This window comes from Brachyspira pilosicoli (genome assembly GCF_008016535.1).
Taxonomy (GTDB): Bacteria; Spirochaetota; Brachyspiria; order Brachyspirales; family Brachyspiraceae; genus Brachyspira; species Brachyspira pilosicoli_A.
On record NZ_SAXY01000010.1, the window covers coordinates 1 to 24,101 of the forward strand.

At 27.1% G+C, this 24,101-nt stretch carries 25 protein-coding genes; 14 read left to right on the forward strand and 11 right to left on the reverse strand.

The window, feature by feature from the left end:
• Nucleotides 1-304: 304 nt before the first annotated feature.
• Entirely contained in the window at nt 305-1,414 is a 1,110-nt protein-coding gene (aroC, locus tag EPJ72_RS00995) for a chorismate synthase (RefSeq protein ID WP_147730411.1), read from the reverse strand.
• Nucleotides 1,415-1,607: 193 nt separating this feature from the next.
• On the opposite strand from aroC, the gene EPJ72_RS01000 reads away from it, so the two are divergent.
• The 3 genes from EPJ72_RS01000 to EPJ72_RS01010 are packed head-to-tail and all read left to right on the forward strand — an operon-like array spanning nt 1,608 to nt 4,707.
• The gene (locus tag EPJ72_RS01000) at nt 1,608-2,570 is read left to right on the forward strand and encodes a Gfo/Idh/MocA family protein (protein ID WP_147730412.1); all 963 of its coding nucleotides are present in this window, start codon (nt 1,608-1,610) and stop codon (nt 2,568-2,570) included.
• Nucleotides 2,571-2,625: 55 nt separating this feature from the next.
• Nucleotides 2,626-3,645: a galactose ABC transporter substrate-binding protein gene (locus tag EPJ72_RS01005; RefSeq protein WP_147730413.1), complete on the forward strand. Its 1,020-nt coding sequence runs from the start codon at nt 2,626-2,628 to the stop codon at nt 3,643-3,645.
• Nucleotides 3,646-3,672: 27 nt separating this feature from the next.
• Complete coding sequence (locus EPJ72_RS01010) at nt 3,673-4,707, forward strand: galactose ABC transporter substrate-binding protein (RefSeq protein ID WP_147730414.1); 1,035 nt, start codon at nt 3,673-3,675, stop codon at nt 4,705-4,707.
• A gap of 61 nt (nt 4,708-4,768) precedes the next feature.
• Here EPJ72_RS01010 and lexA read toward each other — a convergent pair whose 3' ends face one another.
• Nucleotides 4,769-5,389, reverse strand: coding sequence for a transcriptional repressor LexA (lexA, locus tag EPJ72_RS01015; protein ID WP_147730415.1), 621 nt, complete (start codon nt 5,387-5,389; stop codon nt 4,769-4,771).
• Between the two features lie 180 nt (nt 5,390-5,569).
• On the opposite strand from lexA, the gene EPJ72_RS01020 reads away from it, so the two are divergent.
• The 3 genes from EPJ72_RS01020 (at nt 5,570) to lptB (ending at nt 7,978) form a co-directional block, all read left to right on the forward strand.
• Nucleotides 5,570-6,505, forward strand: coding sequence for a DDE-type integrase/transposase/recombinase (locus EPJ72_RS01020; RefSeq protein WP_158636869.1), 936 nt, complete (start codon nt 5,570-5,572; stop codon nt 6,503-6,505).
• Nucleotides 6,506-6,585: 80 nt separating this feature from the next.
• The gene (locus EPJ72_RS01025) at nt 6,586-7,122 is read left to right on the forward strand and encodes a ferritin (RefSeq protein WP_147730416.1); all 537 of its coding nucleotides are present in this window, start codon (nt 6,586-6,588) and stop codon (nt 7,120-7,122) included.
• 28 nt (nt 7,123-7,150) lie between these two features.
• The gene (gene lptB, locus EPJ72_RS01030; protein WP_147730417.1) at nt 7,151-7,978 is read left to right on the forward strand and encodes an LPS export ABC transporter ATP-binding protein; all 828 of its coding nucleotides are present in this window, start codon (nt 7,151-7,153) and stop codon (nt 7,976-7,978) included.
• Between the two features lie 53 nt (nt 7,979-8,031).
• On the opposite strand, the gene EPJ72_RS01035 is transcribed toward lptB, so the two are convergent.
• The 5 genes from EPJ72_RS01035 to EPJ72_RS01055 all read right to left on the reverse strand — a co-directional run bounded on the left by EPJ72_RS01035 (nt 8,032) and on the right by EPJ72_RS01055 (nt 12,664).
• Nucleotides 8,032-9,249: a dicarboxylate/amino acid:cation symporter gene (locus EPJ72_RS01035; protein WP_147730418.1), complete on the reverse strand. Its 1,218-nt coding sequence runs from the start codon at nt 9,247-9,249 to the stop codon at nt 8,032-8,034.
• A gap of 55 nt (nt 9,250-9,304) precedes the next feature.
• Nucleotides 9,305-10,468, reverse strand: a complete 1,164-nt coding sequence (locus tag EPJ72_RS01040; protein ID WP_147730419.1) for an aminotransferase class V-fold PLP-dependent enzyme — start codon at nt 10,466-10,468, stop codon at nt 9,305-9,307.
• An 11-nt stretch (nt 10,469-10,479) separates the two neighbouring features.
• A complete protein-coding gene (locus EPJ72_RS01045) occupies nt 10,480-11,118 on the reverse strand; it encodes a helix-turn-helix transcriptional regulator (protein WP_147730420.1) in 639 nt (212 codons plus the stop codon).
• A gap of 22 nt (nt 11,119-11,140) precedes the next feature.
• Nucleotides 11,141-11,527, reverse strand: coding sequence for a RidA family protein (locus EPJ72_RS01050; protein WP_147730421.1), 387 nt, complete (start codon nt 11,525-11,527; stop codon nt 11,141-11,143).
• A gap of 330 nt (nt 11,528-11,857) precedes the next feature.
• Entirely contained in the window at nt 11,858-12,664 is an 807-nt protein-coding gene (locus EPJ72_RS01055; protein ID WP_147730422.1) for a ZIP family metal transporter, read from the reverse strand.
• 111 nt (nt 12,665-12,775) lie between these two features.
• On the opposite strand from EPJ72_RS01055, the gene EPJ72_RS01060 reads away from it, so the two are divergent.
• The 4 genes from EPJ72_RS01060 to EPJ72_RS01075 all read left to right on the forward strand — a co-directional run bounded on the left by EPJ72_RS01060 (nt 12,776) and on the right by EPJ72_RS01075 (nt 15,444).
• Entirely contained in the window at nt 12,776-13,105 is a 330-nt protein-coding gene (locus tag EPJ72_RS01060; protein WP_147730423.1) for a histidine triad nucleotide-binding protein, read from the forward strand.
• A gap of 19 nt (nt 13,106-13,124) precedes the next feature.
• Nucleotides 13,125-13,943: a TatD family hydrolase gene (locus tag EPJ72_RS01065; protein ID WP_147730424.1), complete on the forward strand. Its 819-nt coding sequence runs from the start codon at nt 13,125-13,127 to the stop codon at nt 13,941-13,943.
• A gap of 71 nt (nt 13,944-14,014) precedes the next feature.
• On the forward strand, nt 14,015-14,677 hold the full coding sequence (locus tag EPJ72_RS01070; RefSeq protein WP_147730425.1) for a hypothetical protein: 663 nt from the start codon (nt 14,015-14,017) through the stop codon (nt 14,675-14,677).
• Nucleotides 14,678-14,697: 20 nt separating this feature from the next.
• Nucleotides 14,698-15,444, forward strand: a complete 747-nt coding sequence (locus tag EPJ72_RS01075) for a hypothetical protein (RefSeq protein WP_147730426.1) — start codon at nt 14,698-14,700, stop codon at nt 15,442-15,444.
• 349 nt (nt 15,445-15,793) lie between these two features.
• Here EPJ72_RS01075 and EPJ72_RS01080 read toward each other — a convergent pair whose 3' ends face one another.
• The 4 genes from EPJ72_RS01080 to EPJ72_RS01095 form a co-directional block, all read right to left on the reverse strand.
• Nucleotides 15,794-18,001 (reverse strand): transcript cleavage factor, encoded by a 2,208-nt coding sequence (locus tag EPJ72_RS01080; protein WP_147730427.1) that lies wholly within the window; start codon nt 17,999-18,001, stop codon nt 15,794-15,796.
• A 5-nt stretch (nt 18,002-18,006) separates the two neighbouring features.
• Nucleotides 18,007-18,987: a hypothetical protein gene (locus EPJ72_RS01085; RefSeq protein WP_147730428.1), complete on the reverse strand. Its 981-nt coding sequence runs from the start codon at nt 18,985-18,987 to the stop codon at nt 18,007-18,009.
• Between the two features lie 105 nt (nt 18,988-19,092).
• A complete protein-coding gene (locus tag EPJ72_RS01090; RefSeq protein WP_147730429.1) occupies nt 19,093-19,512 on the reverse strand; it encodes a PepSY-like domain-containing protein in 420 nt (139 codons plus the stop codon).
• Nucleotides 19,513-19,523: 11 nt separating this feature from the next.
• On the reverse strand, nt 19,524-19,958 hold the full coding sequence (locus EPJ72_RS01095; protein WP_199749258.1) for a PepSY-like domain-containing protein: 435 nt from the start codon (nt 19,956-19,958) through the stop codon (nt 19,524-19,526).
• Nucleotides 19,959-20,158: 200 nt separating this feature from the next.
• On the opposite strand from EPJ72_RS01095, the gene EPJ72_RS01100 reads away from it, so the two are divergent.
• The 4 genes from EPJ72_RS01100 to rimO all read left to right on the forward strand — a co-directional run bounded on the left by EPJ72_RS01100 (nt 20,159) and on the right by rimO (nt 24,100).
• Nucleotides 20,159-20,878 (forward strand): LolA family protein, encoded by a 720-nt coding sequence (locus tag EPJ72_RS01100; RefSeq protein WP_147730430.1) that lies wholly within the window; start codon nt 20,159-20,161, stop codon nt 20,876-20,878.
• Nucleotides 20,879-20,903: 25 nt separating this feature from the next.
• Nucleotides 20,904-22,301, forward strand: a complete 1,398-nt coding sequence (locus tag EPJ72_RS01105; RefSeq protein ID WP_147730431.1) for a helix-turn-helix domain-containing protein — start codon at nt 20,904-20,906, stop codon at nt 22,299-22,301.
• A 64-nt stretch (nt 22,302-22,365) separates the two neighbouring features.
• The gene (locus tag EPJ72_RS01110) at nt 22,366-22,596 is read left to right on the forward strand and encodes a hypothetical protein (RefSeq protein ID WP_147730432.1); all 231 of its coding nucleotides are present in this window, start codon (nt 22,366-22,368) and stop codon (nt 22,594-22,596) included.
• A gap of 181 nt (nt 22,597-22,777) precedes the next feature.
• Nucleotides 22,778-24,100: a 30S ribosomal protein S12 methylthiotransferase RimO gene (gene rimO / locus EPJ72_RS01115; protein WP_147730433.1), complete on the forward strand. Its 1,323-nt coding sequence runs from the start codon at nt 22,778-22,780 to the stop codon at nt 24,098-24,100.
• Nucleotide 24,101 lies beyond the last annotated feature (1 nt).

A 24,101-nucleotide genomic window follows, 5' to 3' on the forward strand; every position in this document is an offset into this window, starting at 1 on the left:
GAAAAATTAAAAGAATATACACATTTTTATAACAATCAAAGATTGATTTCTTCGTTATTGTATATTACAATCAAAGAAAGAATCAAAAATATTATAGCAAGTAAAAGTACAATATCTATGGCTCCATGACATTATAAAAAAACAAAATTATTATCAAGCAATTAGCATAATTATTCTTTTTTCCCTTCAACTTTATCAATTAAACTAATAATTTCAGCTATAATCAATTAAGCAAGTTACTACTCAGATATATAATTCTTTTTTAATATACTATATAGTAGTATATTAAAAAAATGGAGTTTTGTCAAAGTAATCTGCCTTTCATGTCCAAACATAAATCAAGTATGCTAACAGCGAGTGCCGCCTCCACAACAGCAACAGCCCTCACAGCAATACAAGGGTCATGACGTCCTTTTATAGTTAAAATTTCTTCTTCTTTTGTTTCTATGTTTAATGTTAATTGTTCTTTAGATATTGATGGGGTAGGCTTTATTGCTACATTCACAACTATAGGCATACCGTTAGCAATACCTCCCAATATTCCGCCATTATTATTAGTTTTTGTTTCTATAGTTTTTATATTGCTGCTTTCTTTTATGGTGTATGCATCGTTACATTCGCTTGCCTTATAATTTACAAAATCAAAACCAAGTCCAAACTCCACACCCTTTACTGCAGGAACAGCAAACATGGACGAAGCAATTCTGCTCTCTATAGAAGAGTAAAAAGGGTCTCCAAATCCAGCAGGTACATTAAAAGCAACTGCCGTTATAATGCCTCCCACAGAGTCCATATTAAGTTTAGCTTTCTCTATTGTGCTAATCATTTTCTCCATAGCATCATCATCAAACACACTCAATTCTTTATAATAATTTTTTATAAACTCCTCATAACTTGGAAGCTCATTATTAGGATATTTATCTTTTATGTTGTATATTTGTTTTATATGTCCTGCTATATTAATATCAAACTTTTCTTTAAGAGCTAATTTAGCCAAAGCACCTGCAAATACTAAAGGAGCAGTAAGCCTTCCAGAAAAATGCCCTCCTCCTCTTATATCGTTAAAACCTTCATATCTAAGCATAGCAGTATAATCACTATGTGATGGTCTAGGCAAAACTTTTAAATTAGAATAATCGCTACTTCTTTTATTTTCGTTTTTAATAATAGAAGCTATTGGCATACCAGTGCTTATATTATTCAAAACCCCTGATAATATTTCAACTTTATCGCTCTCTTGTCTTGTTGTAGAGAGTTTATTGTTTTTAGCTCTTCTTCTCTCCATCTCGCTTTCTATAAAATTATTATCTATATTTATTCCATAAGGAAACCCGTCTAATACGCATCCTATAGCCTCTCCGTGAGATTCTCCAAATAGGCTTAATTTCAAATTATTACCAAATACACTTCCCATTATTCTATATTCCTGAAAATTAATTTTTTATTAGTAGTATATATTATTTTTTATAAACTTTCTATATAAAAATATTTAATGGCTATATAATAAATTATTCTTAAATAAAATATCAATTTGTTATTGAATTTTGTTATATTATAATTATAATCGTTAGAGTTTAATTTTTTGAGTATAAAAGGATATTATTATAATGGATAAAGTAAATATTTCGCTTATAGGTGTAGGCAGAATGGGCCAATTTCACCTTAATGTTATAAATCAAATAGAGAGTATTAATTTAACAGGCATATATGATGCCGATGAAAATCATCTTAATGAAGTATCTAATAAATATAATATTAATAAATTTAACAGTTTAGATGAGGCTATAGATAATTCAGATGCAGTAATAATAGCAAGCCCAACAAAGTATCATTTTGAAATAGCCAAAAAAGCATTAGAAAAAGGTAAGCATGTATTGGTAGAAAAGCCAATGACAGAAACTTATGCACAAGCTAAAGAATTACAAGAGATAGTAAACAAAAAAAATCTAATACTTCAGGTAGGGCATGTTGAGAGATTTAATGGAGCAGTTCAAGAACTTCATCATATAATAGAAAAAACTTATTTAATAGAAGCAAGAAGATTAGCCCCGTTTACGCCTCGTATTACAGATGTTGGAGTTGTATTTGATATAATGATTCATGATTTGGATATAGTAACTTCTTTAGTAAAAAAGCCTGTTATAAGATTTTCTGCAAGCGGCAAGAGAGTGAGAACAAACAACGAAGATATTGCAAGTGCTTTATTAGAGTTTGAAGATGAAACCATAGCAACAATAAGTGCAAGCAGAATTACACAAGAGAAAATTAGAACTTTGGCTATAAGTACAGAAGATGCTTATTTTATATTAGATTATGCCACTCAAGATATTACAATACATAGACAAGCAAGCAGCGAAAGTAAAATAAAAACTTCTATAGGAATTAATTATACTCAAGAATCTATCATTGAGAGAGTATTTATTCACAGAGATAATCCATTAAAATTAGAAGATGAGCATTTTGCTAATTGTATATTAGGCAAAGATAAAAGGTTTGTTTCTGTAGAAAATGATGTAAATACTATTAAATTAACAGAAGATATACTCAAAAAAATTAAAGAGACTTGGTAATAATCTATACTTGACAATGAAAACATATTTAACTATAATTTAAATTGAGGTATTTATGTTTAGGCGAATATTAATTTTTGTTATTTTATTATTTATATCATCTTCTTTAATATTTACTCAAAATAAAAAAAGCACTATAGGGGTAGCTTTATATAGATTTGATGATAATTATATACAATATTTAAAAAACTATATAGAGAAAAATATTGGAAATAAAGCTTCTCTAACTATAATAGATTCTCATAACAGTCAAATAACACAAAATGACCAAATAGATATATTTTTAAATAAAAATGTTAATCTTATAGCAATTAATTTAGTAAATGAAAATTATGCTCAAACTATAATAAACAAAGTTAGCGTTAGAAATATACCTATTATTTTTTTTAATAGAGAGCCGTCTTTAGAAGTTCTTAATAGTTATAATAATGTTTGGTATATTGGAGGCAGCAGCGAGAATGCAGGCAGAGCACAGGGCAGAGTTATAGCAGATAGTTGGAAGTCTCATTCTAATTGGGATAAAAATGAAGACGGAAAGATTCAATGCGTAATAATAAGAGGAAGAACTAACAGTTTTGAGAGTGAGAATAGAACCCAATATATGAAAGATTATTTAAAAAATAATAATATTAAACTTGATATATTAGCTGAAGTTTATGCTTTTGATAATAGAAAAACTGCTTCTATAGAAATGGATAAATTAATGACTAAATATTCTCAAAAAATAGAATACATTATTGCTAATGATGATAATATGGCTTTAGGGGCATTAGACTCTATTAAAAAATTAGGATTTAATAGTGACAGCAGAATGCTTAATTATATACCAATAGTAGGAATAGGCGGAACTCCTGAATATTTAGAAGCAATAAAAAACTATTCAGTATTTGCTACGGTAATGCAAAACCCATCTACACAGGCTGAAGTTTTGTCTAAAGTTTCATTAAATATAATAAATAATAAAGCTCCATTAGACGGCACAACTTTGAGTTTTGATAATAATAAATATATTTTTGTGCCTTATATACCTATAACGATGTTTAATTTGGATAGGGCTATTGAAATTTATAAATAATATATTTATTAAAATAGGAGTAATTTTATGAGCAAATTTATTTTTTCATTGCTATTATTTTTATCTATTTTGTCTAGTTGTTCATCAAATAAGGTTAATGAGTCTAATGATAAGTCAATAGATGTTGCTGTGGCTATATATAGATATGATGATAGTTTTATTTCTTTTATGAGAAGGAACATAGAAAGCTTTTTAAAGACTGGTAATGTAAAGTTTACTATGACTGATGCAGATAATGATCAGGTTAAGCAGTATGATCAAATAGATGCTGCCATACAGAGAAATGTTGATGCTATTGCTATTAATTTGGTTGATCCTTTAGCTGCTAATTTAGTTATAGAAAAAGCAAAACCTTCAAACATTCCTGTTATATTTTTTAATAAAGAGCCAAAAAAAGATGATTTATTGAGTTATGATAAGGTTTGGTATGTTGGCACTAGAAGTGTAGAGTCTGGAGATATGCAAGGAAATATAGTATTAAATGCTTGGCTTTCAAATGCTTCTTTGGATAAAAACAAAGATGGCAAATTGCAGTATGTTTTGCTTAAAGGTGAAGAGGGACACCCAGATGCTGAAGGAAGAACTGAGAGAGTTAAGGCTGTATTAGAAGAAAATGGAATTATATTAGAAGAGTTAGAGATGAATAATGCTAATTGGGATATACTTCAGGCACAAACTTTAATGGACGCTTGGATAAAAAAACATGAGAATAATATTGAGTTTATATTCTCTAATAATGATGCTATGGCTTTGGGAGCATTAAAATCCATACAAAAAGAGGGATATAATATAGGCGACAGCAATAAATTTATACCAATAGTAGGAGTTGATGCTATACCAGAAGTAATAGAAGAGATAAAGAAAAATGCTATACTTGGTACAGTATTACAAAGTCCTAAAGATCAGGCTAAGGCTATAGTTGATATGGTTATGAATGTTGTAAACAATAAAGATGTACTTGATGGTACTGGTTATACTTTAGATGAAGTAAAAGCAGTGAGAGTGCCGTATAAGGCAATAACTATAGATAATGTTGATGATGCTATGGATGCTTATAAGTAAATATTAAGTAAATATTGATAAGAATTTTTAAAGAGACTTCTTTTTAAAGAGGTCTCTTTTTTTATATTTTTAGTCTTATTAATCCAACTACTTTGCCTACTATAGAAACTTTTTCTTGTATGATAGGAGGATATTCTTTATTTTCAGCAACCAATTTTATGCAGTCTTTTTCTTTAAAAAATCTTTTAATAGTTATTTCTTCATCACCATTATCATCTATTTTAGCTACTACAATGTCTCCATTTTGAGGCTCTATATTTGAAGGATTAACCAAAACCATATCACCTTCTTTTATATGAGCATCTATCATAGAATTTCCTTTTACTTTCATAAGGAAATTGTTTTCATTTTGAGCTATAGATTCTGGCAATGGGAAAAAGTCTTCATAAGATTCATCAGAAACATCCATCAAAAGACCAGCCTTAACCTCATTTGTAAGCAAAGGTATTCTAATGAGATTATCTTTCTTTGAATCTATAGGCACGCTTCCTCTTGCTCTTTTGCCTGTTTTTTTTACATAACCTTTTTTTTCTAATGCTGTTAGATGTGTTGTTACGGCTGTTGGAGAGGCAAAATTAAAATGAACCATTATTTCTTTTACTGTTGGAGGGTATCCATTTTCATTCATGAACTTTTGCAAAAAATTTAATATATGCTTTTGCTTGTCTGTTAATTCTGTCATATTAGACACCTCATATATATTATTATAATATTTATTATTATACTATACAAAAATATGATGTCAATATTTATAAATTAAAAATATGTTTAGGAGTATGAGATATTGGACATTTTTTAGTATAAAAAAAGCAGTATCCTTGTTATAATATTTTGATATAGAAAATAAATAAAGGATACTACTATGAAAAAAGATTATAGCACAGAATTTAAATTATTTATAGTGGATGAAGCATTAGAAACTAAAAATATTAAAAGATTTTTAAAGATAGAAGAAATACCCAAATCTACTTTTTATGCTTGGCTTAAAAAATATAAAGACACTGGAACTGTCGCCAATTTTAGCACTAGACCAAAAACTTCCCCAAATATCTTTAATAACCAAAAAGCTATTAATTTAATTATTAAACTCTATACTAAAGAATATCGAGGTAAGCATTATATTAAAGCATATTTAAATCGTAAAGGCATTAAGATAGGTGTTACAGCTATAGAGAATGTACTAAAAAGAAATAATCTTTGGAGATATAAAACAAAAAAGAAAAAGAAGCGATATGATAAGCGTAAATTTGTCTCTAAAATACAAAAAGAAGGCAAAATAGTTCAAATAGACACTAAATATATCAAATTAGGCAGAAAAACAGTCTATCAGTTCACTGCTGTAGATTTAGCTACTCGTTATAGTTGGAGAGAAATCTATGAAGATAAAACACCTTCTAGTGCTTTATCTTTCTTAAAATATGTCTTAAAAACTTCACCTTTTAAGATACAGGCTATACAAACGGACAATGGTATAGAATATACTTATCGCTGTATTAATACTCCTAAAATAAATATTTTTGATGAATACTGCTTAAAAAATAAATTAGAGAGGAGATATATTCCTATAGCAACACCAAGATACAATGGCGTAGTAGAAAGAGTACAAGGCATAGACGAAAGAGAATTTTATTCACGATTAAATAAAAATATCACAGTAGAATTATTGAGAGAAAAATTAAAAGAATATACACATTTTTATAACAATCAAAGATTGATTTCTTCGTTAGGTTATATTACAATCAAAGAAAGAATCAAAAATATTATAGCAAGTAAAAGTACAATATCTATGGCTCCATGACATATAAATTAAAAATAACATTTTCTTGATATATTTGTTATAATATTATACAATATTTACATTATAATAGGAGTTATTTTATGTCTATAATAAAAGAAGATATAATTAAATTATTAAATGAACAGTTAAATAAAGAGCTTTATTCTGCTAGTCTTTATTTCAATATGGCGGGCTGGTGCGATAAAGAGGGATTAAAAGGATGCAGCCAATTTTTATATGGTCATTTCAAGGAAGAAACAACTCACTTTGAAAAGTTTAGAGATTTTATTAATAAAGTTGGCGGACAGGCTATTATTACAGAGATGAAAGCTCCTCAAAGTAACTTCAAATCTGTAGAGGATTTATTTAAAGCTATATTAAAACATGAGGAATATGTTACTTCTTGCATTAATGAATTAGTTGGCAAAGCTATGGAAAGTAAAGACCATATTACTGCAAGGTTCTTAGATTGGTTTATACAAGAGCAGTTAGAAGAAGAAGAGCTATTTAATGAAATACTTAGTAAAATAAAAATGCTTGGAAATGGAAAATTAGAAGGAAGGGACCTTTATACATTTGATGGTATTATGGCAGATTTTGATTCTAAAAAGCATTCTGCTTCTTCTGATGAACAATAATAAATAATAATAATTAAAGAGAGGGTATATGTTTCATAAGTTTTTAAATATTTTTAAAAAGAAAGATAAGGATATACCCTCTGCAAATAGAGTTACTGCAGAGAATTTTTTTAATTATGATAAAGAAAATCCTTCAGAGATAAGGGCTGTAAGTTTAACTAAATTTTACGGTAAGAGAAAAATAATAGAAGATATTTCTTACAGTGTAAAGCAGGGTGAGGTAGTTGGACTTTTAGGACCTAATGGGGCAGGGAAGACAACAAGTTTTTATATCACGGTTGGTTTTGTTACGGCTACTAAAGGAAATATTTATTTAAATGATATAGATATTACTAATCTTCATATGTATCAGCGTGCTCAGCTTGGAATAGGTTATTTACCGCAAGAGGCTTCTATTTTTAGAAAACTTTCTGTTGAGGACAATTTACTTTCTATACTTGAATATAATGATGCTTTAACTCAAAAAGACAGAATGGATATTACAGATAGATTATTAGAAGAGTTTAATATCACGCATGTAAGAAAACAAAGAGGCTATACACTTTCAGGTGGTGAGAGGAGAAGATGTGAGATAGCAAGAGCATTAACTGTAAACCCTAAATTTATTTTATTGGATGAACCATTTGCAGGAGTTGACCCTATAGCAGTTATTGATATACAAAATATCATAGCCTCATTAAAAGAAAAAGGGCTTGGAATATTAATAACCGACCACAATGTACGCGAAACTTTGAGAATTACAGATAGAGCATATATAATGGGTAATGGTAAAATATTAGTTCAAGGAAGCCCTGAAGAGATTATAGCAAATCCTTTGGCACGTAAGATTTACTTAGGTGAATCTTTCAGTATGTGATAATTATAAATAGTGGATAAAATATTATCCACTATTTAATTATATTTTTACTATTATTCCATTTGTTTAATATATTTATCCTCAGAACGAGAAACAATTATTGTACCTACTAAATCTCCTAAACAATTCATCATAGTATATCCCATATCTATAAGAGCAAATATTCCAGAAACTATACCAACAACTTCTAATGGTAAATTAAAAGCATCTATTACTATTGCTATAGTTACTATTCCGCCTCCTGGTACACCACCTGCTCCTGTAGTTAATATTAGAGATATTATTATAACTTTTATCAATATTCCTAAAGATAGAGGTGAGTTAATAGCCTGTGCGGCAAAAAGAAAAGTGATTGCCAACATCATTCCATTTCCATCTTTATTTACTTGAGATCCTAATGGAATTGTAAAGCTTGATATAGATCTGCTGCATTTTAATTCATCAGCACAAGACATACTTACAGGTATGCATGCTAAACTTGAACTAGTACCCAAAGCAGTTATTATTAAAACAGATGCTTGCTTAAAAAATGTTATTGGATTAACTTTTGCAAATATCATCAATAAAATTAAATATACTAATAAATGTAATATTATAGCTGAATAACTAGCACCTAAATATTTTGCAATAAAGCCTAACAAATTGCTTCCATAAGTACCTATTGTAGATGCTATTAAAGCACAAATTCCTATAGGAGCATATAACATTATTCCAGCAATTATTTTATTAAAAAGCTTTGCTAAAGAGTTGAATAAAGTTGTTAGAGTTTTTTTATCATCTTTTTCTAAGAATAATATAGCTATTCCAACTATAGCACTAAAAACTACTATTTGGTCAAATCTAGCATTTGTTAATGCTTCAAATATATTTGATGGTAATAATCCTACTATAGTTTCTCCAAAAGAAGGTATTGTCTGTATAGCTGTTTCATATTTTTCTTTAAAAGTAAAACCAATACCAGGTTTAAATATATATCCTGATATTAATCCTATTATAATAGCTATAAATGTAGTGAAAAAATAGTAAATCATTATTTTTAATCCAACTCTTCCAAATATTTTTGGGTCATCTAATGAAGATATACCAGATATAAGATTTACTATAACCAAAGGTAATGCTGCCATTTTTAATATATTTAAAAATATAGTTCCTAATGGTTTTATAATTAATATTTTTTCTTTAAATACAATTCCCAATATTACACCAATAAGCATAGATACAAGTAATTTATTTAATAAAGGTATTTTTTTATAATAAGAAAATATATTCATTGTTTTCTCCAAAATTATTTAATAAATAAAAGATTATTTTGATTTTTGATAATTATTATAGATTAGATATTTCATATATTGCTTTAGCAACTATGTCCATATCCTCTTCTGTATTATAGAAGTTTATTCCTAATCTAATATAGCCTGCTCTTATGGTACAGTATATCTTATATTTGGATAATATATCTTTTACTTCTTTTTCTCTATTATTTGGATAATATATACATACTATACCACCCCAATTTTTTTCATCACTAGCTTGAACTATAGTTAGCGGTACATCTTTTATTGATTCTCTAAGTCTCTTTTCTAATTTTCTTATATGTTTTTCAATTTCATCTATACCTAATTCTAATATTAAATCTATTCCTTGAGATATAGCTAAAATACAATTATAACTTAAATTTCCAGATTCAAATCTTCTAGCATGTGGATACCATTCTATATATTCAAAATTACTAGTTATTGCAGGAGGCACTACATGATTTATAGTACTTTGATATCCAGCATATGGCGGTATTATATCTTTTACTATATTATCATCACAATATACAAATCCTGCCCCTAAAGTTCCTAATAACCCCTTATTAGTTCCACATGCTAAATAATTAATATTCATACTTTGAACATCTATTTTCATTCTGCCTAATGCTTGTATTCCATCCACTGCAAAAATAATTCCTCTCTTTTTACATTCCTCTCCTAAAAAATATAAATCTGAGAAAAAACCTGTAGAAAATTGAATAGATGATACTACTAATATTTTTGTATTTTCATCTATGGATTCAACCATCTTTTTATAATCAACCTCATTATTTTTATTTTTTATTACTTTTAGTACAATTCCTTTCTGTTGATGCATATTTATCCATGGAAATAACGTAGATTGATGTTCCTGATCAGCAATTATAATATTATCACCTTTTTTTAATGGATATCCATTGGCAAGTATTGACATGCCTTCACAAGTGTTCTTTACAAATCCTATTTCATGAGAATGTTTGGCATTAATTAATTTAGATACTTTTTCTCTAGTACTATTGACAATTTCCCATGACTTTGATACAACATCAATACCAAAATTTTTTACGTAATATTCCATAAAATGATTATATGCCTCTTGAACTCTTTTGGGCGGCATCCCAACAGAGGAGACATTAAGGAATATTACGTCTTTTAAAAAAGAAAATTCTTCTTCAATGAGTCTTTTATTTAGCATTTTTTCCTCCTTTATTGATCTATTTTATTAATATAATTATAAACACTATATTTACTAATATCATAATATTTTGCTATGATATTGCTGGCATTTTTTATCCTCATAGCACCTCTCTTATTTAAATATTGAATTCCTTTAATCTTTTCATTTCTAGTCATATTTGCTACTGGAACTCCTATATAATTAATTGATTCTTGTATTAAATTAATCAACAAGTCCTCAGTATTTGTAATTATTGTATCTATTTTTTCATTATTTATTTCTTTAGACATACAAATCTTTTCTAATATTTTACTAGTAGTCAATAATTCAGTTATATCTAAATTTACACATAAACTTCCTATCACCTCACCTTTATCATTTTTTAAATAAATGGTGCTGCTTCTAAGAAAATGACCATCTAATGTTTGTGTTATGTAGTTAAATTTACCATTTGGTTCTTCTGATGTCTGTAATACTTTTAACCCTATATTCGTACCGCCCATTCCTACTTTTCTATTTGTTACTTCTCCATTTACTATAGCGACTATTGTAGAATCAAAATATTCTGAATAATCATGTATAACAAATTCGCACCTCTCTCCAAATTGTTTTCCTAAACCAGTAATTATATCTTCTAATAATGGTAATATATCTTTTATAGTTTTCATAATTTATATCTGTATTATATTATTATTTTTTGTCTCTTAATGCCATAACTTCTATTTCAACTAATATGTTCCTCAAATTTACTCCAATAGTAGTTCTAGTTGGAAATGGCTTTGGAAACAAAGAACTATATATTTCATTCATATCATTAAAATATTTTATATCTGATAGATAAACATTGCTTTTTACAACATTTTCTAAAGAACTGCCCGCTTCTTCTAATATTGACTTTATGTTCTCTATACATTGTTTTGTTTGAAGCTTTATATCATTTGGTATTTCTTTTGTTATTGGGTTTTCTGGCCTCTGACCAGCTACAAATACGAAATCTCCAGCTAGTATACATTGAGAGTATGGACCAGCAGGTTGAGGACTATTGTCTGTATGTATTTCTATTTTCTTTTTTGTCATAGAATTACTCCTTTAATAATTTTTATATATAATAATATAGTTTTTTTTATTTTTATTGTCAATAAATTTCAACAAATTTTTTAATATTTCAACAAAATTTTTAATAAAAAACCTAGCTGCTTACATAATTTAAATATATACAGGCAATTTATTGTATTAGACAATAGAAAATATATGAAACATACCGTTAGAATTTATTAAAATACGATAATAGATTTAGCCATAGTGGAATATAGGCATAGTAAGAAGATATTAGTTTTTGTAAAAAAAAATTATAAATTATATATAAATAATTTAGTTAAATAACATATTATTTATTATATTTTTATTTTATCCTAAAGCAACATCTAAAACCATCATTATAGCAAAGCCGAATATAAAGCCAAATACTCCGAAGTGATTATGTTCTTCTGCAACAGCTTCTGGAATTAATTCTTCTATAACAACATATATCATAGCACCTGCAGAAAATGATAATGCTATAGGTAGTATTAATGTAAGTTTAGTAACGGCAATAGCACCTATCACTGCAGCAATAGGCTCCACTATTCCAGATATTGCTCCAAGTAAAAAAGATTTTGATTTTGAAACACCTGTGCTTTTAAGAGGCAGAGAAACGGCAGCACCTTCTGGGAAGTTTTGAAGACCTATACCAAGTGCTAAAGCCAAAGCCGCATTAAAACTCACCCCGCTATCTCCTATAGAAAAAGCTCCAAATGTTACACCAACTGCTAAACCCTCTGGTATATTGTGTAATGTAATAGCTAAAAATAATAGTATACTTTTTGATAGTTTTACTTTAGCTCCTTCAATTTCTTCATGTCCATTCACTATATGCATATGCGGTAATGATTTATCTAATACCCATATAAAAAATGCACCAAATAAAAAACCGCCAACAGGTATAAGCCAATTTGGTAAATTAGTGTTTTCTGATAGCTCTATAGATGGAGCAAGTAAAGACCAAAAACTAGCAGCTGTCATTACACCACCTGCAAAACCATACATAGTAGCAAGTAGTTTAGGTTTTATTTCAGATACAAAGAAAAATACTAATCCTGCTCCAAGTGCTGTAAAAGCAAATGTAATTCCTCCTCCAAATAATGCTAAAACAACTGGTGATGCATTCTCTATCATTAATTACCGCCTTTTATTTTTTTTGTTTTTATTTTATAATTATATATATTATTAAATTAATTTTCAATACTAATTAGTAATAGTTATTAATAATTATAGGAGTTTTATATTATGAGTAATGATTGCATATTTTGTAAGATTATTAAAGGAGAAATACCTTCAAACTTTATAAAAGAAAATGAATATTGTGTTGTATTTAAAGATTTAAATCCTAAATCTGATGTTCATTTGCTTGTTGTACCAAAGAAGCATTTAAAAGACATAACAGAAATAGATAATGATTTGATGGGTAAGGTATTAGATACTATTAAAGAGGTTGCTAAAGAAAATAATTTAGAATCTTTTAGAATAGTTAATAATTGCGGAGAGAATGCAGGGCAAAGCGTATTTCATTTGCATTTTCATGTTTTGTCTGGAGCTAATTTAAAAGACAATTTTTAAAAATTAATTAGGAGTTATTATGATAGACAGTCATTGCCATCTTACTTATATATCTAAAAAAGCCAAAGATTTGAAAGAGGTTTTGGAGAGAGCAAATAAGGCTGGTGTATATTATTTTGTAGATATAGGAGTTCATCCTAGCGATATAGACGAGCGTTTATATATATTATCTGATGCTGAAGGTGTATTTTTTAGTATGGGTTATTATCCAGACTATGCCAATGAAAATGATGAACATACAATTAAGGCTTTTGAATTAAAAATAAAAACTATAAACAAAAAAACTTTAGAAAACAGAAAAAAATTAATTTATGCTGTTGGAGAGATAGGGTTAGATTATTATCATGATGATTCTAACAAAGAGGAACAAAAGAAATTTTTTAGTGCTTTATGCAATGCTGCAAAAAATGTTGATCTTCCAATACTTATTCACAGCAGAGATGCTTTTAGAGATACTTTTAGTATACTTAAAGAGGCTGATATACCAAAAAGGGGAATATTTCATTGTTTCAGCGGAAATGTGGAAGATGCTAAGAATGCTTTAGATTTGGGATATATACTTTCTTTTTCTGGTTCTTGTACATATTTAAAAAATGATTTTTTAAGAGAAGCAGCTAAATATGTTCCTAAAGATATGTTTACAATAGAGACTGATTCTCCATATTTAACACCTCAGAAGATGAGAGGAAGAGCTAATGAACCTAGCTTTATACCATATACCGCAGAAGTTTTGGCAGAGGCTAGGGGAGAGAGCGTTTCTGATATTATGGAAAATGCTTTAATTAATGCTTCGAGGGTTTTAGAGCTTCCTATTGACACTAATAAATTTACAAATTAACATAACTATTTTTGTTTAAGCAAATTATATATATTACGATAATAACTCTTAAGGAAGACAATTAAAAAAACATGAGAAAATACTTTACTTTTATAACTTTACTTTTTTTATTATCTTTTTTTAATTTACTTCATTCTCAGGATATTTCTTTTGAAGAACTTTATAACAAAATAAAAGATAATTATACAACTATATATCCAAAACGTTTCGAGGCATATATAGAAGGCAAAATAGTAGAAGCTCAAATATCAACTATACCTGCAAAAAATTATTTATCTTCAAAAGACAAAATCAGATTAAAGTTCACTCTCGTACAAAACTCTAAACCAAACATTGTGCTTGAAAATGTTGATAGTTTTTATGCTAAGATGTTTTCTGTGTTTGAAGAGCCTTTGGAGACAGTTGGGTTTTATGCTATTGTATCTGAGAGTTATAGTTCTCTTTCAAAGAAGTTTACTGTTGATTCTGTAAAAGAAGATAATGATAAATATGAAGTTGTATTAAGGGCTGTTGGTGAAAATAAAGACTATAGTATAAACTACACAATAAATAAAAATAGTCTTTTGGTAGAAAGTGCCGATTATTATAATAAAAAATCAAAGATTTATGATGTTGATATATCATACACCAATATTGATAATTATACTGTTCCTGAGATTATTAAATATAAAAGTTCTGATGGCAGAGTAAACTCTCAAATAAAGTTTGTTGATATAAAAGTGTCTTCCAAATAAGTATTATTGGATATTTTATTATGAAAAAATTCTTTATTTTTTGTTTTTTTATTTTTAGCTTTATGAGTTTATATGCTCTTAATGATGATATTAATGCATTATTTAATTTGCAAGGCTCTGGAGATATTGTTTATTATAATAGCGATAGTGTTATAGACAGCAGAGAATATTCTCAGGCTGATAATTTAAAAACAAAATTAGAAAGAGATGGTTATAAAGTATATTCTATAGTGATAGCAGATGTTTTAGAATCATCAAACGGAAATGAGTTTATAGCTTTGATTAGCTCTATTGAGGGAGAGAAAATATCTGTTTATGGAAGCAATTTAGATGAAAAGTTTTCTTATCAGTCTTCTAGGATTGGAAAAAATGCTGCTATAGATTTAGAGAGTTTTTATGATAAGAAAAATGAGGTTGGTATTATAAAATATTATATACTCAATGACAGCGGAGAGGATAGGGATATTTATCTTTATATTTTTAGAATAGAAGATAGTAAGATTAGTTTGGTTGCTGATGTATCTTATTATAGAGAGATTAATTCTATGAAAAGCGGCGTTGTAAATGAGATGAAATTTGCTTTTAGAGATATTGATGATGATGGAATAAGCGAGATGTTGGTAGAGTATAAAGAGAGAGTTGTAGGAAGAGCTGAAAAGATAGAGTATCAAATTTATAAATTAAGCAAGAATAAATATGAATGTGTAGCTTCATCTTGGCTAGATGACGAGTATATAGATTTATCTCCGTATTTTAAAAGAGATTAGTTATATAAATAAGTATATTTTGTAATAGAATTTTTTATTCAACTTTTTCCCGCCGCAAAAAGTTGCAAAAAATGCAAATATTTTGGACTTATATGCAGGATATTATAGATATAAAACAATATATATTTTTTAGATTAAATTTATATTTTATAATATATTTAATACACATTCCAATATATAAAGCTAAAGAACTTGCACTTTTTTGTTCTTTGACGAAGTCCGCACCGTGTAAGGCGGGAAAAAGAACAATAAAAAAATTACAAACCTACAAGATTTTAGTATATAAAAAAAGAGTGCAAGCAACAAATCTTGCACTCTTTTTTATTTTCTAATTAAAATATTTATTTAATTATATTTTCCAATTTGGGAATCTCTTTAATACAGCTGTTATTATATCTGTTTTATAATGTTGTTCCAAGTTAACCAATTTTTGGAATTCACTAAATACTATTTTTACATCTTCTTCATTTTCTGTTTCTATAAACTTAAGTAAATAAGCCTTATCAAATACTAAATCATATACTATTTTTATTAACTTTCTTCCTTGAGGAGATGTTTCTTTATTGTCGAGCATTTTTGATAAATTAGGTATTATACTTAATAAACCTATCATTAGAGAGTGTTTATTAATTTTTATATCTCCCTCTATTTCATCATAATACTCACCGTCAAGTATCTTTTGAGCAAAATAAACAAAAGATTCTGGATATTCTTTGTAATGTAAAAATATATCATCTATAGTTTTAGCAAGCATATCTACTTTGCCGTCAGAGAATAATTTATTTACTATTAAATAATGGTTTTTTACTTGAGGTGAATATAATATTTTTAATATAATATTATAATATTCATCTGGTTTTCCTTCTTGTATAGCTTTTACAAATTTATCTCTATAGTTTGAAGATGGTAATATTTCGTATATATGAGCATAATCATCTATATCTTTTATAAGATCAGAAAGCATAGGTATATCTTTATTAGTATCATTTTGTGTTTTTAGATATATTGTGCTTATTATTCTATTGTCGCTAGGTGCTTTTTTGTCTTTTGCCGTTTTAACAAAATAATTATACATCTCTTTTGCTTCATCAGAGTTTAAGTTTGGAGTATAAGTGAGATATTCCATATATATTTGATATCTTTCAAGGAAATTATCTGTCTTATTAAACTTAGATAAACTTTCAGCATCATAAGTTTCTGCTTCTTCATTATAAAGGAAAGTGTTCTTATCAAATTTTACAGTAGTAGAAGCTCTTACAGATTTCTTAGCATTTTCAAGCCATTTGTTGTAAGAAGAATCTGCTATCACTATATGAGGAGGAGCAGTTAATTCTTGTTTTAAATCTTTAGTGTTAATAGTTTTTTTGTATTTTAATATTATAGTAAGAAGTTCTGTAGGGTTTTCTTCTGCCATTTTTTTAAGCTCATTTAATTTATAGGCTTTATATACATTTATATCATCTTCTGGAAGTGTTGTGAGAGATTGTATTGCCATATCAAATGTCATTTTTCTCTCTTCCTCTTGAGATACAAATTTTATTTTTAATTCATTGATGTCTATATATTTAATTTTACCAACACCAAAATTTCTATGCATAACATATTTGCCTACATCATATTGTATATACTTTTCAAATATCTCTATACAAGCTTTTGGCTGCTTATTAACATTAGTAATAGCTGATATCTCTTCTATCTTTTCAAAAAGAGTATGATTAGGATATAATTTAGCAAAAACATCCACTAATCTATGTCTGAAAAATTTAGCTTTCTTATTATTTTGTGCTACTATAGCCTGTTCATAATTTAATAAATTTTTAATAGTTTTTAAAGCATCACTAAATCTGTTGTTTTCAAAATAATAGAAGAATATTATTTTCCATACATCTATCATAATATTAGCATCAACTAATTCTTTTAAAGCATTTTCATATTTTAATAAATAATTATAATTATCAGGTTCATATTCAAGTATTTTTTTGATATTGCTCTCTGCATTAGTTCTTTTTCTAATTAAATTCCTCTCAAAAGCAATTTTATAATAATATACAGCACTAGTAATATCTCCAGCTACCTCTTTTGTATGGGCTATTTTTTCAGGCAATTCAGGGTTTGATACATCAAATTTTATTAATCTCTCTAAAATCTCTAAAGCTTCTGCTTCTTTATTTGATATTTGATAATAACTAGCTAAATATCTTAGAGCATAATCGCATTCATAATATTCATCTAAAATTTTTTGTGCAATGTATTCTACTATATTCCATTTTTTTGCATTTTTAAATATACCTATAAGTTTATCTAGTGCATTATCAGAATAATTTTGAAGTTTAAGGTTTAAAAAACCGCTTGCATATAATGCAGATATATGATTAGCATTTTTTTGCAATTGCAAATTGGCAGTATCTAAAGCAGATTTAATTTTTTCATTGCTATTAATATTGTTAATAATTGAAGATAAATCAGCAAAATATTTCACAGTATAATTTAATAAAGGTTTTCTTGTAAAAGTTTCTTCTGAAAATATGTTTTCTAATTTTTGTAGAGCTTCTGACATCTGTTTTACCCCTTATTTAATATTTTTATATAAAATTGAAGCAAATCTTTATCTATTTCCGACATTTTTCTGCCCAATATTTTTATTTCATTCATATCTTCTTCTGTATGCCTCATTATTAAATAAGTTGTTAAGAAGGCATATGCAGATAGAAGTTTTGGAGCAGCAGCTTCTCTTAATTTTAACTTTCTATAATCTGCTTCTAGTTTAGATATATTTTTTCTTAATTCAAATTCTTCTTCTTTAGTTAATTCTTTTTTAATATCTAATATATTCATAAGTTCGCCGTAAGCACTCATCCAAGAGATGATTTCTTCCTGACTATTATTATGAATACCTCTTCTTATAATAATATCTCTAATCTCTCTTACCGCATCAATAGTAATTCTTTCAAATTCTATATCTAAAGGAGCATAAAACAAAGCATCTCTAATATACATTTTTGCTTTCTTAGTATCTCCTAATATATGATTAATTTGTGCTATATTTGAAAGCGTATTACCATTATAAGGCTCTATTACATTTAAATATTCATATGCTTTTAATGCTCTAGAATAATCATTAAGTTCTATAAAAGCATTAGCTAGTAAATGTAATTCATCTTTACCTCTAATTTCTTCTATATTTTTTTGCATTATAGTTGTTATAATGCTGTTGTATATAAAGTAATGAATGGCCTTTATTGCTATCAAAGTTTTATTATACGATTTATTCTTTATAAACTCCTCAAATTTTTTATAAGATAAATCCAAAAACTTGCAGTATTCTAAACAATCTCCTTTAACAGTTTCTATTTTGTCGGCTCTATTAATCCAAAACTTCACACAAGAGATATTTTCATAAAGATTTGGATATTCAAAGTTCATAGACATAATTTTATCCAAATCTTCCATAGAGTCTTGGAAGAGCCCTTTTTTTAATTTATCTTCTACAATTAGAAAAATATCTTTTACTGTTTCTTTTCTCGAAAATAGTTCATCCGCCATAAATCAAAAAAAGCCCTCCAGTATAAAGATATATACTATTCTATAAATATAATATAATAGAATAATTTTAAATTGTCAAGTGAACAACAAGGATAAAACTGCATATTAATCATCAAATTTTTGTCCTAAAAGCTGCCCATTAACATCTATATAAAGTTCCATAGAATTATTAAGTTTTATTTCGTATAAGTTCCATTTCTTTTCTATTTTGGTTATAATTGTATTTGGAAAAGTCATAGCTACAGTATTTGCTACAGTTTTTGGCAGTATTTCCGGCGGTACGGCTACATAGTTGCCTTTTACCTCTTTAAACTCTCCATTGATAAAAAACTCTAATTCTACACCATTTTCAAGCACTATTTCATACTTTTTTCTATCTCTTTCAGCTAATATTATTCTATTATTTGGAAAGAATTTATTGATAAAATCTATAGCACTTTTAGGAAGCTCATTAGGATTAATTTTCCACTCATCTGCAAAAAGCACAAAGCTAAATATAACTAATAATATTAATACTTTTTTCATTACTATCCTTTTTAATCTGGAATCTTTTGTCCTACAAGCATTCCCGAAGAATCTATAAATATATTAATATGAGTATCTAATGTTATAATATAAGTATTCCATTTCTTTACTACTTTTAATACACTTGTATTTGGATTAGTTTTATTAACAGTATACATTACATTTTCTGGTATAAAATTAGTGGGTATAGCTTTATCTTTGCCGTCTACTTCATACCAATTTCCTATATCATCAAATATTAGTAGAAAATCATCTTCTAATAATACATGAAAACAATTATTTATTTTGTTTATAGTTTTTATGTTGGTATTATTAAAATTTTTTTCTATAAAAGCTATTGAATTTTCTGGTAATTTGTCTAATGATATAGAGTTATAAGCTAATAATTCAAAATGAAAAATTATTATAAGAAATAGATTACTAACTAATACAAATTTCCTGAACATATTTTTAATATAACAAATTTTTTACAAAATATCAACATTTTATGACATAAACTTTACATTAGAGTTTTAATTTTAAAAATATATTACTATGTAAATATAATAATTAAAAATAGTAGTATTAATGCTTGTTTTTTATGGTTTTTTGTTATATTATAGGTATAATAACTATTATTTTATTTTTAGGACAAAAGTAGAAAATTATGAAAAAGATATTGATATTATTGTTTTTATTTTCATTTCCATTGTTTTCGCAGATAATGACACCTGAGAGAGTTATCAGTATGATGTCAAATAGATTTGCTGCTATGAATAGTTTTTCATCTAGCTTTACAGAAAGAAATGGAAGTAAAATAAAAACTGGTACTCTTATAAGTAAAAACCCAAATATATTTAAGTTAGAATATTCAGGCGGCACTAACAGTGATTCTATATATTGCGATGGTAAAACATTGTGGATGATATTTCCAAGAAAGAAAGTTGTAAGCGAGCAAACATTGCATTATGGAGATTCTGGTGCTATTTATACAAAAGCTGGCATATCTAGACTTATATCTAAATACAATATAGATTTTTATTCTGATAGGGCATTAAGACCTGTGAGCAGTTTTGACGGCAGTGCTTTAAATATATCTGGTTATAATAGTTCCCAATATACTGCTGATGATAATAGACTAGCTTATCATATGCTTCTTACACCTAAACAAGCTAGTGTTGATAGAACTGGATTTCCTACAATACATTTATGGATTGCTGAAGATGGCATGATTATTAGAATACTTGGAATATCTACTACTAATGTTCCTGTAGAATATTTATTTAAGTCTATTAGATATAATGTTCAATATGATAATAAGACATTTGTACCTGTTATACCTGAAGAGATGCAGGTTTTAAAAGATGGTTTAATATCAGGCAATTAAAAAATTTATAAGGATTTTAAATTATATGGAAACCATAGGACAAATATTAAAAAATGCCAGAGAAAAAAAAGGGCTTACTATAGAAGAGTTAGCATCAAGTACATATATTGTTTCTAAATTTATAAAAGCTTTAGAAGATGAACAGTTTGATTTATTGCCTGGTGAGATATATGTTAAAGGATTTATCAAAAATTTAAGCGACAAACTTTCATTAGATTCTGATGCTATGATAGAGCGTTATAATTTGCAAAGAAATGAAAATAAATTTGAAGAAGATTTATCAAAGTCTAGAAAGTTTAAAATATCTCCTAAGAAGAAAGAAGAAAAAGTAAAAAAAACAGAGAATAAAGTAGAAGAGATAAAAGAAACAACTGCTAATAATGAAGATTCTAAAGAAGAAACTAAAAAAGAAGAAATAAAAGAAACAACTGCTAATAATGAAGATTCTAAAGAAGAAACTAAAAAAGAAGATATTTTAAAAACTAACAGTAGTGTTTCAGTAAATAATAAAACATATACTCCAAATAGTGCCGAGGCAGAATTATTGTATATTACAAAAAGAGATTTAAATAAACTTAGAAATAAAAAATCTAGTTCTTTTGTACCTATTATAGTGATATTGACCGTATTGGTTATTTTTGCTGTTATATTTTTTAATATAAATAATATAAAATCTATTTTTTCTTCAAATAAGAATAATAATAAAAGGGAAGTTGAAATAGCAAGAAATATTGTTGATAATAGTGCTAGGCAGAATGTAAAACCTGGAGATATTATATATTTTAAGCCTCTTGGAATATCTGCTACTATTAAATTTAACACCATAGGTAATGTTATTAGAATGAATATTAATGGACAGGATTTATCTTTTTCTAAGAGCAATCCTATAATATTAGATTTGAATGGAAATGGTATTAATGATTTTAAGATAAGTATAATAGAAGTTTATGATAATTTAGCTACTGTAGAGATGGAAAAACTTGAAGAAAATCAAATGATTAATTCTGTTTATAATAATGAAGAATCTACAAATTATTTAAATGAAAATAATATTACTAATAATATAGTTGTATCATCAGATGTAAAATTGCCTGTAATAGACGGAGAAACTTATATAGAGCAGGACACTGATAAATCAAATATTAGAATAGAGATAACAGCTAAACATTTTGTTTATTTAAGATATTTTATTGATTCAGGCGGACCTGCTACTACGAATCTTTTGAGCGGTAAGACATTATATTTAGAGGCAAGAGATGTGATGATGCTTACTATAGGTAATGCGGGAGAGGTTGTTGTTAAGGTTAATGGAAGGATAGTTGATGTGGGAGCTCTTGGAGAAACTGTTAATAAAACTATTAAGTGGACTAATAATTTAAACGATTCTACTAAATACAATTTGATTATGACTGACACTAAATAAATATAATGGACAATAGCTATATGTTTGAGTTTAGAGAGATATTTTAATTATAATGAGTTAGTTATTGAAATTTATATTAATAATACAGATGATGAATATAATGTTTTTATATATTTTAGAAAAAGGAAATGTTATAAAAATTAGTGATAAATTAAATATTTTTTTACAAAATATATTATATAATTATGATGATTTTGATAAAAATTATTCTAACAATTATGATGAATTAAATTTAGTTTTAAAAAATAAAGATGCATTAATTAATAAAAATATAGAAATGAAATTCCAAGAGTAGTAAATATACCTATTATATAAACATGCAGTTTTTTTGCTTCTTTGTAACAACAAAAGAAGCGGGGGTATGGTGGCTAGCCCCCATAAATTAAAAACTATTACTTTTTTAATTAATATGATAATTGACATTTTTATTATTTTGAGTATATTTTTATATAATAATTAGAAGAAGGAAAATTAATTTGCAAAACATATATTTACACAGTTTAGGATGCGAGAAGAATACAGTTGATGGCGAACATATACTTGCCATATTAGATAAAAATGGATACAAGATAGTTGATAATGCTGAAGATGCAGATGTTATAGTTATAAATACTTGTGCTTTTATAGAAGATTCTAAGAAAGAGTCAATAGATGCTATATTTGACCATTCGCTTTATAAGAAATATGGTAAATGTAGGAGGCTTATAGTATCTGGGTGTATGAGCGAGAGATATAAAGAAAATTTTATGGAGATGTTTAAGGAAGTTGACTCTGCTATTGGTATACATGATTTAGAGAAGATTTTAACAGCTGTAGAGAAAGATGGTTTTCATGATGCTGAAGAAAATATTACTTATAAAGAGTATGTTGATAGAATAAATACTTCTACAAATTATAGCGTGTATATAAGAATAAGCGATGGATGTCATGCTAATTGCAGTTTTTGTGCCATACCTTCAATAAGGGGGAAATACAGAAGCAGAAAAATAGAAGATATAGTTAAAGAGGCTAGAGAATATGCAAAAAATGGTGCTAAAGAAATAAATTTAATAGCCCATGAAACTACTTATTATGGTTATGATATTTATAAAAAGTTAGCACTTCCTGATTTATTAAAAGAGCTTTATCTCATTGACGGTATAAAATGGATTAGGGTACTTTATCAAAACCCTGTTATTTTAAATAAAAGCATAATAGATGCTATGTTTAAAACAGAAAAAGTTGTTCCTTATTTTGATATACCTTTGCAGCATATAGATAAAGATATATTAAAAGATATGAACAGAGGAAATAGGGGGTATTCTTTTTACAAAGATATGATAAATTATATTAGAAGCTATGATGATAATGCGGTTATAAGAACTTCTTTAATTGTAGGTTTTCCGGGTGAAACTGCAGAGAGCTTTAAGAAATTGGCAGGCTTTGTAAAAAAGATGAAGCTTGATAGGGTTGGAGTTTTTACATATTCTGAAGAAGAAAATACGGATGCATTGCTTATTAACAAAAAGAAAATTAGTAAAAATAAAATGCTGATGCTTAGGGATAAACTTATGAGAATTGCTCTTGAAGTATCTGAAGAGAGGCTTTCAAGGTTTATAGGAAAAAGTATTGATGTGCTAATAGAGATAAAAGAGGAAGATAAGTTTATAGGAAGAAGCAAATATGATGCTCCGGAAGTTGATGGATTTGTTGAGGTTTATTTTGATAAAAAGAATGTTGATAATATTAATATTGGCGATATAGTAAAGGTGAAAATAGTACATAATACGGAGTATGATTTAATTGGTAATTTAGAATAAT

Coding starts and splice junctions, on each gene's coding strand:
- aroC (WP_147730411.1), bottom strand. CDS start 1,414: ATGGGAAGTGTATTTGGTAATAATTTGAAATTAAGCCTATTTGGAGAA.
- EPJ72_RS01000 (WP_147730412.1), top strand. CDS start 1,608: ATGGATAAAGTAAATATTTCGCTTATAGGTGTAGGCAGAATGGGCCAA.
- EPJ72_RS01005 (WP_147730413.1), top strand. CDS start 2,626: ATGTTTAGGCGAATATTAATTTTTGTTATTTTATTATTTATATCATCT.
- EPJ72_RS01010 (WP_147730414.1), top strand. CDS start 3,673: ATGAGCAAATTTATTTTTTCATTGCTATTATTTTTATCTATTTTGTCT.
- lexA (WP_147730415.1), bottom strand. CDS start 5,389: ATGACAGAATTAACAGACAAGCAAAAGCATATATTAAATTTTTTGCAA.
- EPJ72_RS01020 (WP_158636869.1), top strand. CDS start 5,570: ATGAAAAAAGATTATAGCACAGAATTTAAATTATTTATAGTGGATGAA.
- EPJ72_RS01025 (WP_147730416.1), top strand. CDS start 6,586: ATGTCTATAATAAAAGAAGATATAATTAAATTATTAAATGAACAGTTA.
- lptB (WP_147730417.1), top strand. CDS start 7,151: ATGTTTCATAAGTTTTTAAATATTTTTAAAAAGAAAGATAAGGATATA.
- EPJ72_RS01035 (WP_147730418.1), bottom strand. CDS start 9,249: ATGAATATATTTTCTTATTATAAAAAAATACCTTTATTAAATAAATTA.
- EPJ72_RS01040 (WP_147730419.1), bottom strand. CDS start 10,468: ATGCTAAATAAAAGACTCATTGAAGAAGAATTTTCTTTTTTAAAAGAC.
- EPJ72_RS01045 (WP_147730420.1), bottom strand. CDS start 11,118: ATGAAAACTATAAAAGATATATTACCATTATTAGAAGATATAATTACT.
- EPJ72_RS01050 (WP_147730421.1), bottom strand. CDS start 11,527: ATGACAAAAAAGAAAATAGAAATACATACAGACAATAGTCCTCAACCT.
- EPJ72_RS01055 (WP_147730422.1), bottom strand. CDS start 12,664: ATGATAGAGAATGCATCACCAGTTGTTTTAGCATTATTTGGAGGAGGA.
- EPJ72_RS01060 (WP_147730423.1), top strand. CDS start 12,776: ATGAGTAATGATTGCATATTTTGTAAGATTATTAAAGGAGAAATACCT.
- EPJ72_RS01065 (WP_147730424.1), top strand. CDS start 13,125: ATGATAGACAGTCATTGCCATCTTACTTATATATCTAAAAAAGCCAAA.
- EPJ72_RS01070 (WP_147730425.1), top strand. CDS start 14,015: ATGAGAAAATACTTTACTTTTATAACTTTACTTTTTTTATTATCTTTT.
- EPJ72_RS01075 (WP_147730426.1), top strand. CDS start 14,698: ATGAAAAAATTCTTTATTTTTTGTTTTTTTATTTTTAGCTTTATGAGT.
- EPJ72_RS01080 (WP_147730427.1), bottom strand. CDS start 18,001: ATGTCAGAAGCTCTACAAAAATTAGAAAACATATTTTCAGAAGAAACT.
- EPJ72_RS01085 (WP_147730428.1), bottom strand. CDS start 18,987: ATGGCGGATGAACTATTTTCGAGAAAAGAAACAGTAAAAGATATTTTT.
- EPJ72_RS01090 (WP_147730429.1), bottom strand. CDS start 19,512: ATGAAAAAAGTATTAATATTATTAGTTATATTTAGCTTTGTGCTTTTT.
- EPJ72_RS01095 (WP_199749258.1), bottom strand. CDS start 19,958: ATGTTCAGGAAATTTGTATTAGTTAGTAATCTATTTCTTATAATAATT.
- EPJ72_RS01100 (WP_147730430.1), top strand. CDS start 20,159: ATGAAAAAGATATTGATATTATTGTTTTTATTTTCATTTCCATTGTTT.
- EPJ72_RS01105 (WP_147730431.1), top strand. CDS start 20,904: ATGGAAACCATAGGACAAATATTAAAAAATGCCAGAGAAAAAAAAGGG.